Consider the following 17,011-nt stretch of genomic DNA (forward strand, 5'->3'; position numbering starts at 1 on the left):
TAATGAAAATCGCTGCTCCGAGTCTATCTCCGCCCTAAAGGACGGAGTATTACGACTCAGTCGCTTATCGCGATTTTCAGATTGCGTGCTATCGACCTAAAGGTCGGGGTATTAAACCCCCTTCGCTAGCGCGCAATAACAAATGAAGAATTTCCAGTAGATAAATATGCCTTTGAATTAAAATTATATCAGCAGGCTATAATTGAAAAAGATAATTACCTCGATCATAGCTACGGGTTCTTTGAAAACTACTACGAAAAGGGATCGAAGAAGGATTTCGTAACGAGCGTACCCCTTCTACTAGAAGCAAAAAGAAAATAAACCCCCTATTGCATCGTTACTGCAATGCATGACTCAGCAGACGCGCCCCATTTGTATCACGTAGGAGCAATTAATACTGCAGAACTTTCTATCGAACTACTTTACAGAGAATTTCACAATAAAAATTCGGATAAAATAGATGAATTGAGGCGTATGTACAATTCCAAAATAACCAGTATAACTGGAAGTAAAACTCCTGAAAGCTGGGCAAACACAATAGAAAGAATAGTGAAATAATAATGATTAAACAATCAGCAGGCAACACGCTCAACAAGACAAAAATTCAAAAAAGACATGTCTAAATACTTAAAGGGACAATACTATGAAAATGATAAATTTATAGCAATAGTAGGAAATCCAAAATAATCACAGAAACAATTAAAAACAAACAAAGAAACTTAACATATAATGGCATTAAAAACGGAGAAACCAGAAGAAATCAAGGATTTTAAGGGATTCAAACTTGACAGATTCCAAATAGAAGCAATTCAAAGTATAGAAAAAAACAATTCAGTCGTAGTTAGCGCTGCAACAGGCACAGGAAAAACACTAATAGCGGACTACATCATCGATAAATGTCTTAAAGAAAAGGAAAAAGTAATCTACACAGCGCCAATAAAAGCACTATCTAATCAAAAATATCGAGATTTTAAAAAACAATACGGAGAAGAAAACGTAGGAATAATGACAGGAGACGTAACAATAAACCCTGAAGCTCCAATAAAAATAATGACGACCGAAATATACAGAAACATGCTCTTAGCAAAAGACCCAGAAACCGAAAAATTGCCATATGTAATATTTGACGAAATACACTATTTAGGAGACATAGAAAGAGGAACTGTGTGGGAAGAATCAGTCATTTTCAGTCATGAAAATACGCGCTTCTTATGCTTAAGCGCAACAATTCCTAACGCGCGACAATTCGCGAATTGGATAGAACACATAAAAAAACACACAGTAGACGTTGTAACAGAAAAAAAAAGAGCGGTACCACTCACACATCAATTTTACGATGACGAAAAAGGATTCGCAACACTAAAAGAAATACAAGAACTAAAAGAACTAGATAAATATCCAAAATACCACAAAGCTTTCAAAAATAAAAAAAGATACTTAGAAGAATTAAAAAAAAGAAAAAAGAAAGGATACCTAGACCTAATACACGAATTAGAAACAAAAAACAATTTACCCTGCATATACTTCTGCTTCTCAAGAATGTTAACACAAAAAAAAGCAGAACTACTAAAAACTAAAAAAAATTACTTAACCGCAGAACAAACAACAAAAGTAACAAAATATGTCAGAGAAAAACTAAATGAATCAGACGAATCCGTAAAAAGACTGGAAACAACAAAAATACTAAGAGAATGTCTAAAAAATGGAATAGCATTCCATAATGCAGGAATACTACCAGTACTAAAAGAAATAGTAGAAGAACTATTTGCACAAGGACTAATAAAAGCTCTTTTTGCAACAGAAACATTCGCAGTAGGAATAAACATGCCTGCAAAAACAGTATGCTTTGACTCGCTAGAAAAATTCGACGGAATACAATTTCGCTATCTTAACTCAAAAGAATACTTCCAACTAGCAGGAAGAGCAGGAAGAAGAGGAATAGACAAACAAGGATACGCAATAAGCATGATTGACAGACAATTTTCAGACTTAAAAAAAATAGAAAAAATCACAGACTCAGACTCTGAACCACTAATAAGCCAATTCAAACTAAGCTTTAACACCGTACTAAACATGGTACACTCCCACACAGAAGAAGAAATCGCAGTAATATTACAATCATCCCTATTCAGCTATCAACAAACAGGAAGACAAAGCAGCCAAAGAATAATAAACAGCTTCAACAAAAAAAAGAAAAAACTCTACCAACTAGGATACATATTAAAAGGACTAAATGGGGACGAACTAACAGAAAAAGGACTATTCGCAATGAGAATATACACAATGGAAATACTAACAACAGAAATTTTCTGCTCATCATTAACACCAAAACTCACAAACATAGAAATTTTTTTGATTGTAGGAAGAATAACTTATGAAGAAAGAAAAAACATAAAATTCAAAGGAAAAGATAAAACAACATCAAATAAAATATACAAAAAACTACAAAACTACAACTACCCACAACAATTCTTCAAAGAAAACCCAATATATACTATAGAACCATTTCTAAAATCATGGTACGAAGGATGCGAATTTGAAGAACTATTAAACCTAACAACCATGCCCGAAGGAGACATAGTAAGATACATAAGACAAACACTAGACTTAATGCAACAAATACAACACGCAACACTAAATAGTGAATTAAAAGAAAAAATAAAAGAAATACAACAAAAAATTGACAGAGACGTAATAGCTGTAAGATTTTAAAAAAAATACGAACCAAAACGCTAGTAAAAAATAATGACTGCCAAAACAAAAAAGTACTCTGAAAAAAAATAAAAAATGAACGACCTAAAAGAACTACAAAAAATAAAAGAAATAATAAAAACAACACAAAAACATATAGAAAACCAAGCAATAAAAAAACAAAGACAAACAGAAAAACTAAAAAATAATAAAAAATACGACTTTGAAGAATTATATACCTCCACAAACACACACTACTTATTCTCAGAACACACAGAAAAAGTAATAACAAAAATACTGGAAACAACAACAAAAGAACCACAAAACAAAGAAACAGAAGAAATACAAACGACGCTGGAAACAATAAAAGAAAGACTAAAACTAGTAAACAAAATACTAAAACAACAAAAAAATGCGTTAGAACAAAAAAATACAGAAGAATACTTGGATTTATACGAACAAGAAAAAATAATTGATGAAGGAACAATAAACAACTACGAACCAAAATTAACAAAATACAAAATAAAAATACCAAGAAAAACAATACTAAAAACAACACTAACTATTCTACTATTAATAAGCGCAATAACAAACACAAACGCACAAACACCACAAATAAACCAAACAAAAATAGAAAATATAAAAGAAACTACAGCAAGAAAAGCAATTTTGATAGTAGATATGCAAGAACATTACTTAAATGAATTAAACAAAAAAGAACTACAAAAAGAATTACAGAACCAAATAAAAATAATAAAAGAAGCAGTAAAACAAAACATTCCAATAATAACACTAAAAATGGCAGGAAAAGGAGAAACAATAAAAGAAATAAAAAACACAATACCAAATACAAAAAATAACAAAGAAATAAAAAAATACGATTCAAACGGATTTAATGTCAGAGAACTAAACCACACACTAAATAAATTAGGTGTAACCGAAATAATAATAATGGGGACGAATGCATCAAGCTGCGTATTATGGACTTCCGTTGGAGCAATAGAACACAAATACAAAATAACAACAACAAAAGAAATAATACTAGACTCCCCAGAATGGCACAATGCAAACAAAGAACAAAATTTAGAAGCAGAAAGACTAGACTTCTACAAAAAATACACGAATTACAAAGAAAATACAAATCAAATAATAGAACAACTAAGACAACCAAACACGGACCCTGACAAAAAATACTTATCCAAAGAAATATAAAAACATCAAGAAAATAAATTTGAAACAAGTACAAAAATCAGATTATATCTTCTTCTGCAACAACACTAAAATTTTAAGAAAAAAAAATTCGCTAATTGCAAAATCAGATTATATCTTCTTCTGCAACAACTAAGAAATCACCCATAGCAATAACAGCAGAAAAAGGAATCAACTGCTCACCAGTCTTTGTTTTTTCTAACTCCAATTTCTTAGCATACTGAGTAGGATCTCCCAAAACAATATGGATCAACTCGCCAGAACCAGTTTCAAAAACCAAATCCTGAACAATTCCAAAAGTTTTACCTGTCTTTGAAACCACAGTCTTATTAATCAATTGCTTTGAATATTTCTTCTCATCTTCTTCCATGATAAACACCCTCTACTACTTGAATATGATAATAAATACAAAAATATATGACTATATAAAGGTTTTGATTAAAAACACAAAAAAAACTACTTCAAATCAGGATAAGCATCATCTAACAAAACCCTATTTTCCTCTAATTTTTCTCTTAAAGGCGAAATAAAGCTTATAATCTCAGAGCTCAACCCCTGCTTTAAATCAATACTGGAAAGTTCCTTAGAAGCAAAAGCTGCCTCCACAGAATCATAAGACTCAAACTCAACCCTCCCACCATACTGCTCAGGCCTATCAATCACAAAATTCCTACCTTCTCTTTCAAGTTGCTTAAAAATAACAAATTTCAACATTGCAAGTAAACCATTACCCTCAGGATTACCATCAACAGAAAAAGCCTTATTAATCTTGCTCCTAATAATTTTATCAGAATCATCAAAATCAATCTTACTATTAGGCTCAGAAGAACTCATCTTACCACTCTCACCTAGACCTGGAACAAGATAATTCATCAAATGAATCCTCTTCTCATAACCAATCTTAGGCAAAAACTCACGAGCAAACATAAAAATTTTTCTCTGATCAACCCCACCAAACTGAGCATCTACTTCTAAGTACTGCTCATCAAGCGCTTGAAGTATAGGATAAAGCAAACCAGACATTTTAGGAGTATCAGACTGCTTAACAACATCCGCACCCGCTTTCTGCGCACCCCTAGTACTTGCCAAAGCACTCAATTTATACATATCTAAAGTATATTTCTCCTGAAGCTGAAAATCAGTGCCCTTAACAAACTTCAACTTATCAAGAGGAACACCTATTAAAGACAGCATTTCTCTAATCAAAAACTCATAGAATTTAGTCCTTTTCGCTAATAATTCCCAATCAGTCTTCATATTATCAAGATAAGCATGAATATTAGCAAACAAAATAGTGACATGACAACCCGCCTCTAAAAAATCAGCAATCTTAAACATAGGAACAAAATACCCGAAGTGAGGAACACCTGTAGGCGCAGTACCCCAATAAACATTTAAATCCCGCTCACTAAGAATTTCTTTTATTTTATCCTCATCTACAACTTCTTGCAAATCCCTTACAATCAAATGATATTTTTTTTCCGAAACCATAAACAAAAGAAAAGAACAACTACTTTAAATTATTTTCTAGAAAAAAACCAAAAATTAAACAACATCTTTCAAACAACCATAATCAAATTCAGGATTCAACTTAAAACTAAGACCAGACCTCCAAGAAAAATCATCATAATTATTACTTCCCTTAACACCCTTTTTCTTCATCAAAAAACTCTGACGCTTATCAAAATCAGAAATAAACAACTCATTTTTAAAAAAATATTCATTAACAACACCAAAAAGATCTAAAGAAACTTCCGAAACACGCTTCCTAGAAACAATCTCAACATTAAAAACACGATCACTCTTATTTATATAAGAAAAAACACTAGCATCATCAAAGAAATAAAATCTACCCTTCACATCCCCAGAAAAAACAGATTTATTCACGCAACGAGGAAAATAACTCTTAAAAACACCATGAAAATGTTCAAACAAAGAATCCAAAGAATCCTGATCGGAAACAAAAACCTTCCTTTCAACAGGAACAAAACTAAAAAAATGAAATATATCAAAGACATACTCTGAATTTCTAGAAATTAAACCAGAATCCATAAAAAAAGTATATACAACACAGAATATATAAATATTATCTAAAAACCGAACAAAATGGACAAAAAATATTACCAAAAACTTCTAACAAAAATAATAACACAAAACGCAAAACGAGAAATAAAACCAAAATGCAAACACTTCAAAGAATGTGGTGGATGCGACTACCAAAACTACACACACCAAGACCAAATAAACGCAAAACGAAAGATCTTTGAAATAATGACAAAAAAATTCAAACTTCACGAATTATTCGAAAACCAAACCATGCAAACCATACAAAGTTCAAAAGAATACGAATACAGACAAAGAATGGATTATGTATGCGCATTTGGTAAAACAGGACTTAGAAAAAAAGAAAAATACGACGAAATAATAAACCTTGAAGAATGCCAAATAACGCCAAAAAAATCATTTAAAGCATATGAAGAAACCACAAAACTAGCAAAAACAAAAAAACTAGAATTCTACAACTACAAAGAACACCAAGGATACCTAAGATACATATCTGTAAGACAAACAACAAAAAACCAAACAATGATAATAATAGTAACAAAAAACGAAGAACACGAACAAAAAATAGAAGAAATCGCAAAACACTTACTAAAAAACAAATACTGCGAATCAATACACTGGACAATACAAAACGGAAAAGCAGACACCAGCTTGGGAATACCTCACAAACACTGGGGAAAAAAAGAAATACAAGAAGAAATACTGAACAAAAAATTCTTAATAGGACCAAACACTTTCTTCCAATCAAATCAAGAAACTGCAGAAAAAGCATTCAAAAAAATAAAAGAATACAAAAACAAAAACAACTGTAAAAAAATACTAGATCTCTACTCAGGAACAGGAGTTATAGGAATAGCAACATCAGACACAAAAGACCAAATAACAAGCATAGATAACAGTCAAGAAAATCAAAAAATAGCAACAAAAAATATTAAATTAAACAAAATAAAAAACATAAAATACCAAAAACAAGACGCAAAAGAATTCCTAAAACAAAACCAAGAAAACTACGACTTAATCATAATAGACCCCCCAAGAGCAGGACTTGGACAAAAAAATACTGTAAGAATAATGCTTGCAGAACCAAAACACATAGCGTATATGTCTTGCAATCCTATAACACTACTAGAAGACCTAAAAATACTAAAACAAAAATATAAAATCCAAAAAAGTTACATAATAGATATGTTTCCACAAACAAAACATTTAGAAACACTAATATTAATGAAAAAAATAACGAATACACCTTAATATTTAAATAGTAAATATTCATTTCTGAACAAATGAACACAAAAACAGACAAAAAAGAAGCTATACCCGACTACGAATATGAAAAAAACAACGAATTAGAACAAGAAAATATGCTCCTAAAGGAAACAATATTCCAACTAAAAATGGAACTGGACAGATTCAGAGCTCCTGCACTAATGCTTGCAGAATTTATAGAAAAAAAAGGAGAAAATGCAATTATAAAAGTACCAAACGGAAATAAATTCTACGTAAACATATCAAGTTCTGTAAAAAACCTCAAATCGGGAGACACAATAATAGTAGAACAAAAAAACCTAACCATAATAGACAAAATACAAAAAGAAGTAAAAACAGAAGTAGAACAATTCGTAATAGTAGAAAAACCACAAACCAAATGGAAAGATATAGGCGGACTAAAAGACCAAGAACAAGACATAAAAGAAGTAATAGAATTACCGCTAAAAAAACCAGAACTCTTCAAAAAAATAGGAATAAAACCTCCAAAAGGCATACTACTATATGGACCTCCAGGAACAGGAAAAACACTACTAGCAAAAGCAGTTGCAGAATCAACAAATAGCACATTCATTGAAATAGTAGGCTCGGAATTAGTGCAAAAATTCATAGGAGAAGGAGCAAAACTAGTAAAAGACTTATTCATACTAGCAAGACAAAAAGCGCCTAGCATAATATTCATAGACGAATTAGACGCAATAGCAAGCAAAAGAATAGATGTTGGAACATCAGGAGAACGAGAAGTACAAAGAACATTCATGCAACTATTAGCAGAAATAGACGGATTCAAACCCCTAGATAATGTAAAAATAATAGGTTGTACAAACAGAAAAGACATACTAGACACCGCAATAATAAGACCCGGACGGCTAGACAGACTAATATATGTACCAACACCAAATCAGGAAGGCTTAAAAGAAATATTCAAAATACACACAAAAAACATGTCTCTAAATAAAAAAATAAAAAAAGAAGAACTCTTCAAAAAAATGAAAGGATTCTCAGGAGCAGAAATAAAAGCAACAACAATGGAAGCAGGATACTTCGCAATAAGAGACAACAGAACAATAATAAACCAAAAAGACCTGGAACAAGCAATAAAAAAAGTCAAAAAAACAGAAGAACAACAAGGAGAAGAATACCTTCACATATACGGATAAAAACTACAAAAAAAACAACTAAAAAAAATGGAATTATCAACCCAAAACAAACACCTCATAGAAATCTCCAAAAAAATATTCAAACCAAAAACCAAAAAAAAATCTTCTGCAAAAATAACAATGCCTGAAGAAACAAGAAAATTACTACAAAAATCACACCCCCCAATATATTTTGCAGCAATACATAGGAGTCTATGGGAAACAACAGCTAGCGTAGTCCAAATAAACGAGCATTCAACAAAAACACCATACATAATAATGGGCGATAACTTGCCCCTAAAAAAATTAGCAACAAAAGCAGGAGTAATAATATACCCGCGACTAAAAAATAAAACAATAGAAGAAAGCAAAAAAACAATAACTGAAACTAAACAACTTCTAAAAATACACTGGGAAAAAAATCACGACATAATAATTTTTGCAGGGGGAGGAAGAGCTTATGATGGAATAGCAAAACCCTTTGGAAAAATAGGTTTTGAAGTAGCAAAAGAAATAGCAAAAAGACAAGAAATATACGTAATTCCATTAGTTGTAGATTATAAATCATTCAGAAAAAGAGAACTAAAAAAATTCATAGATTATCATTTAGGAAAAAAAGAAGAAGCTCAAGCACTAAACATTTTAGATTGGATAAATTTTACAGAAAAAACAAACACAACATACACAAGACTGGGAGAACCAATAAAAATAACAACTAATCAACACGTAGCAGAAATAACAAAAAAAACATTCCAAAACGCACTAGACTTAACAAAAATACTCCCCGAAAATATACTAGCTTTGGCAAAACTAAAAACTTACAATTCCCTAATATACAAAAACACAGAATACAACATAGAAAAAATAATAGAAAAACTAAACAATCACAAAGAACTATGCGAACTAGAAAATCAAAAAGAACTAACAAAACAATACGTGTTAGAAAATTCAATGGCACCCTTCAAATACGGAACAAAAAAAGATCATGCGTGGAGCCAACACTTCACAAACTTAGTAAAACACCATTACGAAAAACTAAAATTAATCTAAAAAACAAAAAATGCATGCAAAATCAGTTGCAATTTTAGAATTCACATAAAAAAATAGAAAAACACGAAACTCAACAACTTAAATTCTAATTGACAACAAAATCTAAACACACCCTAAAAACATGAGGCGCATGCTGACCAGCTTTGACAAGATCAATCTTTTTATATTTGAAACCTGCCTCTTCTGCTGCCTTTTCTGCTTTACCTTCAACCTCTTTAAAATTATCCTCATGTTGAAAATCATAAAAATGAACTATTGTGCTTTTTTTCGCAATAGACATTGCTTCACCCAAAAAATCATTCGCATTATGCGGCGCGGGCATAACAATACGATCAAATCTTACATTACGATCAACAAATAAAGGCACAATATCTTTTACATCATCATTTATTAAAACAACATTATCAAGCTTATTAATCTTTAAATTTTCAACGCCATAATCATGACCTGCAGGATTTATCTCTATACCTATAATTTCTTTAGCTTCTGTGTTCTTGGATATAACGCAAGGAAACGGAGCGCATCCAGAAAACATGACTAGAATGGTTTCTCCTGGTTTTATTTGTTCATAAATTCTTTTTCTTTCCGTGCTCAATCTAGGAGAATAATAAACAGTCTCAACATTTAACTTCAACCTAACTCTGTTCTCAACAGTCACAGTTTCCCTAGTATCAAGTCCTGCAAGAAACTTCATTTTCTGAACACGAAAATCACCTTCATGACATCCATCTTTACGAAGAACTGTCTTAATCTGTTTATTGGACTCAAGTAGGGCTTTAGCAATAATTTCTTCTTTATCTCTAAGATCTTCATCAATCTCGAGAATAGCAATATTGCCTATTGTATCATGAGCTGTCTTCAATTTCTCGAATTCTTCTTCAGACAATTCATCCTTAAGAATTTCCTTCATATCTTTTGGCTTATTATTTTTAACAAAATCAAACTCAGAAATCTCAGCTCCTTCAACCTTAATTTGTTTTTTCAAAGGAAAAATTATGTACTCTTTCTCTTTAATATACTTATAATTATTATCAAGAGCATCCTTTTCAATTATTTCTCTTTTAATTTTCTCAGCAATGCCAAGAGGAATTTTTATGCCTAACATAAGGACTGGAATGATAAACTTATTTATATTAATTGTTGAAAGAGAAACTATTTAAAGCATAAAACTAAGACAAAAAAAAGGTGGCGACATGGTAAATAATGAAAATCGCTGCTCCGAGTCTGCTAAGAAACTAAAAGTTTCTTGCACACAGAAATCAAAAATGATTTCTTCGTGTATCTCCGCCCTAAATGCACAGAAACAAAGTTTCTGGCATGCCAAAAATCAAAGATTTTTGAGCAGGACGGAGTATTACGACTCAGTCGCTTATCGCGATTTTCAGATTGCGTGCTATCGACCTAAAGGTCGGGGTATTAAACCCCCTTCGCTAGCGCGCAATAAAAATAATGGACTGGCAATAACAGGGCTTGTCTTAGGCATAATAGGAATTATTCTTATATGGGTTCCAATATTAAATTTGATTTTAGGAATCGCTGCACTTGTATTTGGAATAATAGGTCTCAAAAAATCAAATCAAATTAAAAATTATGGGAAAGCAATATCCATAACAGGAATAGTGCTTGGTGGAATTACAATACTTGCAGGATTGCTCTCAATTATCGGAGTAATAACATATTTCGGAGTGCTTAACTCTACTGAAATTCTTAAATCTGAAAAAAATTACGTTGGTGAAACTGATGACTCTGAAATAATCATCAACCCTAAAGGAGTCATCGACCCTGAAATCAACCCTGAAAAAACGATTCAGAATCAATGCGCAATAACATCAGGATTTTCATGTAGAGATTTTACAATAACTACAAACAATGTTAAAATTGAGATAGCTAATAATATGGGTCAAAAAATAGTATTTAATGACGGCATATTAACAAGTACGGAAAAAAGACAACTTGGAACATGTACTGTTGAGCCAAACGAAATTGAAAACGAAAATACAGCTATAATATCCTGTAATTTGAATGAGATGCTAAATGCAGGAGAAAAAAGTACGTTAAATTTTGAACTAATTTACAAAACTAAAACAATAGATTTAGAACGTGAAGCATCCGGTAAAATAACAGGCACCTTTAATTAAACCATTTTTCTTTTATTTTTTAATAATAATTCAATTTGAATCAAAAAATTCAATAAGCAAGTCTCCAAAGAGAACCATGGGGAGTTTCTTAACTTCAAGAGCAGTAACCCATAAATAATGATCGTGTTCGGTGCCAAGCTTAACATCTGTATGATTTGGTTCAAGCAAAAAAATATGTGCTTTGCTGCACGTTTCTTTTTTTGTGTCTTCAAGAACACCTAATTCTTTAATTATTCTACAAGGGATTCCTGTTTCCTCAACAACCTCACGTCTTATTGCAAGATTAGGAGTCTCTCCGGTTTTTATTTTTCCGCCAGGAACTTCCCATTTACCTACATTTTCCTGAAGTTCGTCCTTAACTTTTCTAAGAAGAAGAAATTTACCATCTTTTTTTATTAACCCGCGAACTATTTCAACATATTTCATAAAAACAAAACATAACCAAAAGTATAAAAAACTTATTGCAAAAAATTACAAAATAACAAGTAAAGCTCCCCCCAACATAACGACACAGGCAATGCTTTTTCTCAAAAGATTCTTCTCATGAAACAATTCCCCTCCAATAATTGTAGAAAACAGAGCTGCTAAACGCTTAATAGCAGAAACCAAAGCAACATTAACCAACTTGACAGCTTGAGCCTGAAAATACCTATATCCAAAAGTCAAAGCCGCAATAAGAAGAACCCACCAACCATTTCTCTTCAATCCATCTTTAATTTCTCTAACCCCGTCATGAAAAACACTAATCATAATCAAATAATTAATCGCTAGAAAAAAATGAATGATTGCCAAATAAGACTCTGCACTAACACCTATATTAGAAGATCCTAAAACAAACCTATCCCCCGAAGCGCAAAGTGCATAAAGAATTAAAGCCAACACAATATAATGAATATATTTAGATCTAATAAAAACACGAACAGGTTCAAATAACCCATGATGTGGCTTCAACTCCAAAACATAAGAACCTACAATTAACAGAAAAATACCAATCATGTGTTGAAAAGTGATGTTTTCACCAAGCAAAATCCAAGCAACAAGAGCCGTAAACGCAGGACCAATAACCAATAAAGGACTTGAAGAACTCATATCCATATGTCTAACAGCTTTAGCAATTAACAAAAAAGCAATGCTGCCAAGAACACTCGTAAAATACATGACAACCCAAGCAATACCCGGAATCAAAGAAAAATCAACAATAAAAAGAAAAGGTAACGTAATAAACGCAATGACGACAGCCAAAGTAGCTGAAAAACTCATAGCATGTTCTTTAAACAAAACTTTCTTTTGAACAATACTTTGAATACCAGTCAATAAAGCAGTTAAAATTGCAAAAATAAACCAATCCATAAATAGTAAACAAGAGAATGCCATTTAAATTTTTATCGAAAAACAAAGAAAAACATTATAAATAATGAAAAAAATAGTTCGATAAAAATAAAATACTGGTGATAAAATGAAATATGTATTAGGAATATTAATTATAGCAATGTTTATTATTAGCGCTTGCGGATCTTACAATACAGACATAGAAAGATTTGGAACAGATCAACAAAATACAAATAGAGTAACTGGAACTACAACGAATCTAACAAATCAAACAAATCAAACAAATTCATCAGGAGGAGATCCCACACCGCCAATGCCCCCCACAAACATAACGAATAGCACAAACAGCACTAACAACGATTCAAGTTTTAAACCGCCAAAAGGACTGGGAGATGATGCAATAATAATAAAAGAAAAAAAGTTTTTAGGAACTAAAGAAAATAAGAATAACGAACTAAATAAAAAAATATATGATGAAGATATAGCCCCTATGCCAAAACCAAACACTATTCCACAAACACTAGACAACACCCAATATTTTAGAAATATGGTAGAAGAAGAAGGATGGGATTGTCCAACATCGGCAATTTTCTCAATTACAGGTGCATACGAAGCAGCAACAAAATACACCACAGAAACAAATGTTGATTTATCAGAACAAAATCTAATGATATGCCCAAGTTCAATATATGATGCAGGAGACTGTTCCACAGGATACGACCCAGGATTTATACTTCTTTACATGAACAAAAAAGGAGCCACATCCGAAGAGAAAGTTCCTTTCCAAGACGATGATTCAATAGGATGTTCAAAATTCACATCGCCAGTAACCCCAAGATTTAAAGTGAGAAGTATTGTAACAAACGAATTTAATCCTGATTATGAAATGTATCCAGAAATAACACAAAGAAACTTAACCTTCAACGATATAAAAGAACATATATATGAAGTGGGTTCGGGAGTTGTTTGCTCATATACTTACGCAAGATGTTATGCAATAACAGGATACAACACAGAAGAAAACAAATTAACAGTGAGAGAATCATTCGTGGATGAAAACGGAGAAAACATATACTATGACTGGCCATACAACCCAAATCCAAGTGTAGATGTGTATTATCTGTTTGATGAATTAACAGCAATAGCTCCCCCAGAAATGGAAAGTTAAATTTTTTATTTTTTAAATTATTTTATTAAAAGAACTCTCCTAAACCTTTCTGTTCATTAACTTTTTTAGCATTATCAAGTTTGTCTAAAGTGCTATTAACTCTTTCTTCACTAAATTCATGTTTTTTTACGAGAATCTCTTTTATTTTTTCCTTATCATAATTCTTAAATTCTATTTTATAATCATCTTTAATAGGCATTTCCTTAAATACTTGAAATATTTTTCTCCAATCAATATCAAAAGAATCAAACCATTTTGCTTCTTTAAACAAAGCTTCAAAATCCTCTTTGTGTTTTTGAACAAGTTTAAGCCCTTTCTTAGGACCTATCCCTTTTACACCACCATAATTATAATCAGTTCCAATTAAAATAGATAAAGCAATAAGCTGATCATACGAAATACCTAATTGTTCAAGATTAAACTTTAAAGAAATTAATTCAGGATTAACAACCTGATAATTATAAGAACCAGGCATTTTCCTTCTACGAGTAATAGAAAGATTTCTTATAGTTCTAGGACTGCCTGAAATCAAAGAATCGGCATCTTGACTGACAACAGCAAAAGCATCCCCTTTTTTTACCATAAAAGCAGCTTGCGCTTCTCCCTCACTTGGTGCCTCGACAAAAGGAATACCCATTGCATCAAGTAATTCTTTTGCTTCAATTATCATCTCTTTTGTAAGAAAAACAGTTCTTGCCGCGTATTTTTTCATATTCTCTATATCTTCCTTTTGTTTTGCATCTTCATATAATTCTTTAGCTTCCTCTTTCAAAGCTTTTCTTCTATTTCGCTCCTCGCTCTTAAGCTCAGGCGGTTCCCCATCAAAAACAAAAACAAATTTCAAACCTTTCTCCATCAAATTGGAAAACCTATTGAATAGACCAACTAAATGACTAGTTATGTTTCCTTCAGAATCCATCAAAGGACTGCCATCAGCTCCTCTAATAGTTGTAAGAAACATATACAACGTATTAAACGCATCAACAGCTAACAATTTACCTTTAAGTTCATCAAACTTAATTTCTTTGCCTTTTAATAATTCAGTTATTGCAACGCCCATAACATAAAGAAAATAGACTCTATTTAATATGTTTTTTGGTAAACTAAAAATAAAAATCGTAAATATTCCGAAAAAATCGTAACACATCATATAAACAAAAAAAGAATAGCAAAAACATGAATCAAAAAATACTCATAACACCAACATCTCTTTGTTCAAACCCAAAATTAATAGAAAGCCTAAAAGAATATGCAGAACTTGATTTCAAACCAAGACAAATACCTGAAGACCTAAGTAAATATACCATAATAATTCTTGGAAATGAAAAACTAAGAGAAAAAGAATTAGACAGAGCAGAAAATTTAGAACTAATCGCAAGGTATGGAATAGGTATGGATGAAATAAATACAAACTACGCAAAACAAAAAGGCATAGTAGTAAAAAACACCCCTGGAGTAGCGTCGAACTCAATTGCAGAGTACACTATGGCAGCAATATATCACGTGACAAAAAAAATGAATGCCATAGATAAAAAAACATCAACAAATCTAAACTCATTCATATTTGACGACATCGAAGGAAAAACTCTTGGAATAATAGGAATGGGAGATATAGGTAAAGAAATAGCAAAAAAGGCTAAAGGTAATGATATGCAAATAAATGCGTACAATAGAACCCAATACAAAGAATTTTACAAAAATCATGACATAAAACCGACAAATTTAAACGAACTTCTAAGCACATCAGATTTCATTTCTATAAATATTGAACTAACCAAACAAACAAAATACCTTTTGAACGAAACAAACATACATCTAATTAAAAAAACAGCATATGTAATAAATACAGCAAGAGCAGACATAATACAACCAGAACCATTTTACAACGCTCTAAAACAAAACAAAATAGCAGGCGCAATACTTGATGTATACCAAGAAAATCAATGTTTTGAAACACTTACAAACACAATTTTAACACCCCACATATCCTCAAGATCTCAGAGAACAACAAACAAAAAAATTCAAATGATACAAAACATAATAAAAGAACACATAGAAAATAGAAAAAACACAAAGAAGTATCAATAAAATATTAATATTAGAACTTCTAAAGTAAACCTATGAATGAAGAGAAACAACCACTTAAAAAAAATAAACGAAAATTATGGGTTGAACTGCTAATACTGATATTGATAATAATTATAATTTTGTTCTACATAAATTCATGTAATACGACAGAAAAAAATCAGAATAAACAAGCAAACAACAGTTCTCAAATAAAACAAACACAAGACACACAAACTAAAGACGAAGAAACAACACAAGACACATTCATTGTAGCCCCGGGCATAATACAAATAAGAGCGACAGCATTCAATAACAAAGAAAACATACCAGACAAATACACTTGCGATGGAGAAGATATAAATCCTGCATTAAAAATAGAGCAAATACCAACAAACACAAAATCCTTAGTTTTAATAGTTGAAGATCCAGACGCGCAAGGAGGAAACTGGACACACTGGCTAGTTTATAACATAGAACCAAACAAAATAATAGGAGAGAACACAGCACCAGGAACACAAGGACTGAACAGCTGGGGAATAAACAGATATAGAGGGCCATGTCCTCCAACAAAAACTAAACACAGATACTACTTCAATATTTACGCTCTAGACACAACACTTAACTTAGCACCAGGATCAAGAAAGCAAGAAGTCATAGACGCCATGCAAAACCACATCATAGACGAAGGAGCATTATTAGGATACTACGAAAGATAATAAAAATCGCTGCTCCGAAGCCACGTAGAAACAACTGATTGTTTCTAGTGCACAAAATTATCAAAGATAATTTTTTTGTATCTCCACCCTGAAGGATGGAGTATTACGCTTCAGTCGCCTAGACGCGATTCAACAAGAAATCAAAGATTTCTGTGCACTAAAAACTAAAAGTTT

The 17,011-nt window shown here is 31.7% G+C and carries 17 protein-coding genes; 10 read left to right on the forward strand and 7 right to left on the reverse strand.

Annotated features, from left to right (window positions below; genetic code table 11):
- Positions 1-345: 345 nt before the first annotated feature.
- The 3 genes from K9L97_05780 to K9L97_05790 all read left to right on the forward strand — a co-directional run bounded on the left by K9L97_05780 (position 346) and on the right by K9L97_05790 (position 3,903).
- Positions 346-558: a hypothetical protein gene (locus K9L97_05780; GenBank protein ID MCF7872514.1), complete on the forward strand. Its 213-nt coding sequence runs from the start codon at positions 346-348 to the stop codon at positions 556-558.
- A gap of 171 nt (positions 559-729) precedes the next feature.
- Positions 730-2,712: a DEAD/DEAH box helicase gene (locus K9L97_05785; protein MCF7872515.1), complete on the forward strand. Its 1,983-nt coding sequence runs from the start codon at positions 730-732 to the stop codon at positions 2,710-2,712.
- Between the two features lie 75 nt (positions 2,713-2,787).
- The gene (locus tag K9L97_05790) at positions 2,788-3,903 is read left to right on the forward strand and encodes an isochorismatase family protein (protein MCF7872516.1); all 1,116 of its coding nucleotides are present in this window, start codon (positions 2,788-2,790) and stop codon (positions 3,901-3,903) included.
- 103 nt (positions 3,904-4,006) lie between these two features.
- Here K9L97_05790 and K9L97_05795 read toward each other — a convergent pair whose 3' ends face one another.
- The 3 genes from K9L97_05795 to K9L97_05805 form a co-directional block, all read right to left on the reverse strand.
- Positions 4,007-4,270 (reverse strand): PRC-barrel domain-containing protein, encoded by a 264-nt coding sequence (locus K9L97_05795; GenBank protein MCF7872517.1) that lies wholly within the window; start codon positions 4,268-4,270, stop codon positions 4,007-4,009.
- Positions 4,271-4,356: 86 nt separating this feature from the next.
- On the reverse strand, positions 4,357-5,391 hold the full coding sequence (locus tag K9L97_05800) for a tyrosine--tRNA ligase (protein MCF7872518.1): 1,035 nt from the start codon (positions 5,389-5,391) through the stop codon (positions 4,357-4,359).
- A gap of 54 nt (positions 5,392-5,445) precedes the next feature.
- Positions 5,446-5,952, reverse strand: a complete 507-nt coding sequence (locus K9L97_05805) for a hypothetical protein (protein ID MCF7872519.1) — start codon at positions 5,950-5,952, stop codon at positions 5,446-5,448.
- A gap of 54 nt (positions 5,953-6,006) precedes the next feature.
- On the opposite strand from K9L97_05805, the gene rlmD reads away from it, so the two are divergent.
- From rlmD to K9L97_05820, 3 genes are read left to right on the forward strand one after another with little or no spacing between them, the layout of a single operon-like run.
- The gene (gene rlmD, locus K9L97_05810) at positions 6,007-7,215 is read left to right on the forward strand and encodes a 23S rRNA (uracil(1939)-C(5))-methyltransferase RlmD (GenBank protein MCF7872520.1); all 1,209 of its coding nucleotides are present in this window, start codon (positions 6,007-6,009) and stop codon (positions 7,213-7,215) included.
- A 32-nt stretch (positions 7,216-7,247) separates the two neighbouring features.
- Positions 7,248-8,390, forward strand: a complete 1,143-nt coding sequence (locus K9L97_05815; GenBank protein MCF7872521.1) for an AAA family ATPase — start codon at positions 7,248-7,250, stop codon at positions 8,388-8,390.
- A gap of 27 nt (positions 8,391-8,417) precedes the next feature.
- Entirely contained in the window at positions 8,418-9,419 is a 1,002-nt protein-coding gene (locus K9L97_05820; protein MCF7872522.1) for a hypothetical protein, read from the forward strand.
- Positions 9,420-9,504: 85 nt separating this feature from the next.
- Here K9L97_05820 and K9L97_05825 read toward each other — a convergent pair whose 3' ends face one another.
- Positions 9,505-10,524: a tRNA (guanine-N1)-methyltransferase gene (locus K9L97_05825; GenBank protein MCF7872523.1), complete on the reverse strand. Its 1,020-nt coding sequence runs from the start codon at positions 10,522-10,524 to the stop codon at positions 9,505-9,507.
- An 88-nt stretch (positions 10,525-10,612) separates the two neighbouring features.
- Here K9L97_05825 and K9L97_05830 point away from each other — a divergent pair, with 88 nt between their 5' ends.
- On the forward strand, positions 10,613-11,557 hold the full coding sequence (locus tag K9L97_05830) for a DUF4190 domain-containing protein (GenBank protein ID MCF7872524.1): 945 nt from the start codon (positions 10,613-10,615) through the stop codon (positions 11,555-11,557).
- 30 nt (positions 11,558-11,587) lie between these two features.
- Here the strand turns inward: K9L97_05830 and K9L97_05835 are convergent, their stop codons facing one another.
- Entirely contained in the window at positions 11,588-11,983 is a 396-nt protein-coding gene (locus tag K9L97_05835; protein MCF7872525.1) for an NUDIX domain-containing protein, read from the reverse strand.
- Positions 11,984-12,028: 45 nt separating this feature from the next.
- Positions 12,029-12,907, reverse strand: coding sequence for a DMT family transporter (locus tag K9L97_05840; GenBank protein ID MCF7872526.1), 879 nt, complete (start codon positions 12,905-12,907; stop codon positions 12,029-12,031).
- A gap of 106 nt (positions 12,908-13,013) precedes the next feature.
- Here K9L97_05840 and K9L97_05845 point away from each other — a divergent pair, with 106 nt between their 5' ends.
- A complete protein-coding gene (locus K9L97_05845) occupies positions 13,014-14,054 on the forward strand; it encodes a hypothetical protein (protein MCF7872527.1) in 1,041 nt (346 codons plus the stop codon).
- A gap of 25 nt (positions 14,055-14,079) precedes the next feature.
- On the opposite strand, the gene fen is transcribed toward K9L97_05845, so the two are convergent.
- Positions 14,080-15,114 (reverse strand): flap endonuclease-1, encoded by a 1,035-nt coding sequence (gene fen / locus K9L97_05850; protein MCF7872528.1) that lies wholly within the window; start codon positions 15,112-15,114, stop codon positions 14,080-14,082.
- A gap of 116 nt (positions 15,115-15,230) precedes the next feature.
- Here fen and K9L97_05855 point away from each other — a divergent pair, with 116 nt between their 5' ends.
- Both K9L97_05855 and K9L97_05860 read left to right on the forward strand, forming a co-directional pair.
- Complete coding sequence (locus K9L97_05855) at positions 15,231-16,142, forward strand: D-glycerate dehydrogenase (protein ID MCF7872529.1); 912 nt, start codon at positions 15,231-15,233, stop codon at positions 16,140-16,142.
- Between the two features lie 263 nt (positions 16,143-16,405).
- Positions 16,406-16,837, forward strand: a complete 432-nt coding sequence (locus K9L97_05860; protein MCF7872530.1) for a YbhB/YbcL family Raf kinase inhibitor-like protein — start codon at positions 16,406-16,408, stop codon at positions 16,835-16,837.
- Positions 16,838-17,011 lie beyond the last annotated feature (174 nt).

This window comes from Candidatus Woesearchaeota archaeon (genome assembly GCA_021735165.1).
Classification (GTDB): domain Archaea; phylum Nanobdellota; class Nanobdellia; order Woesearchaeales; family 21-14-0-10-32-9; genus JAIPET01.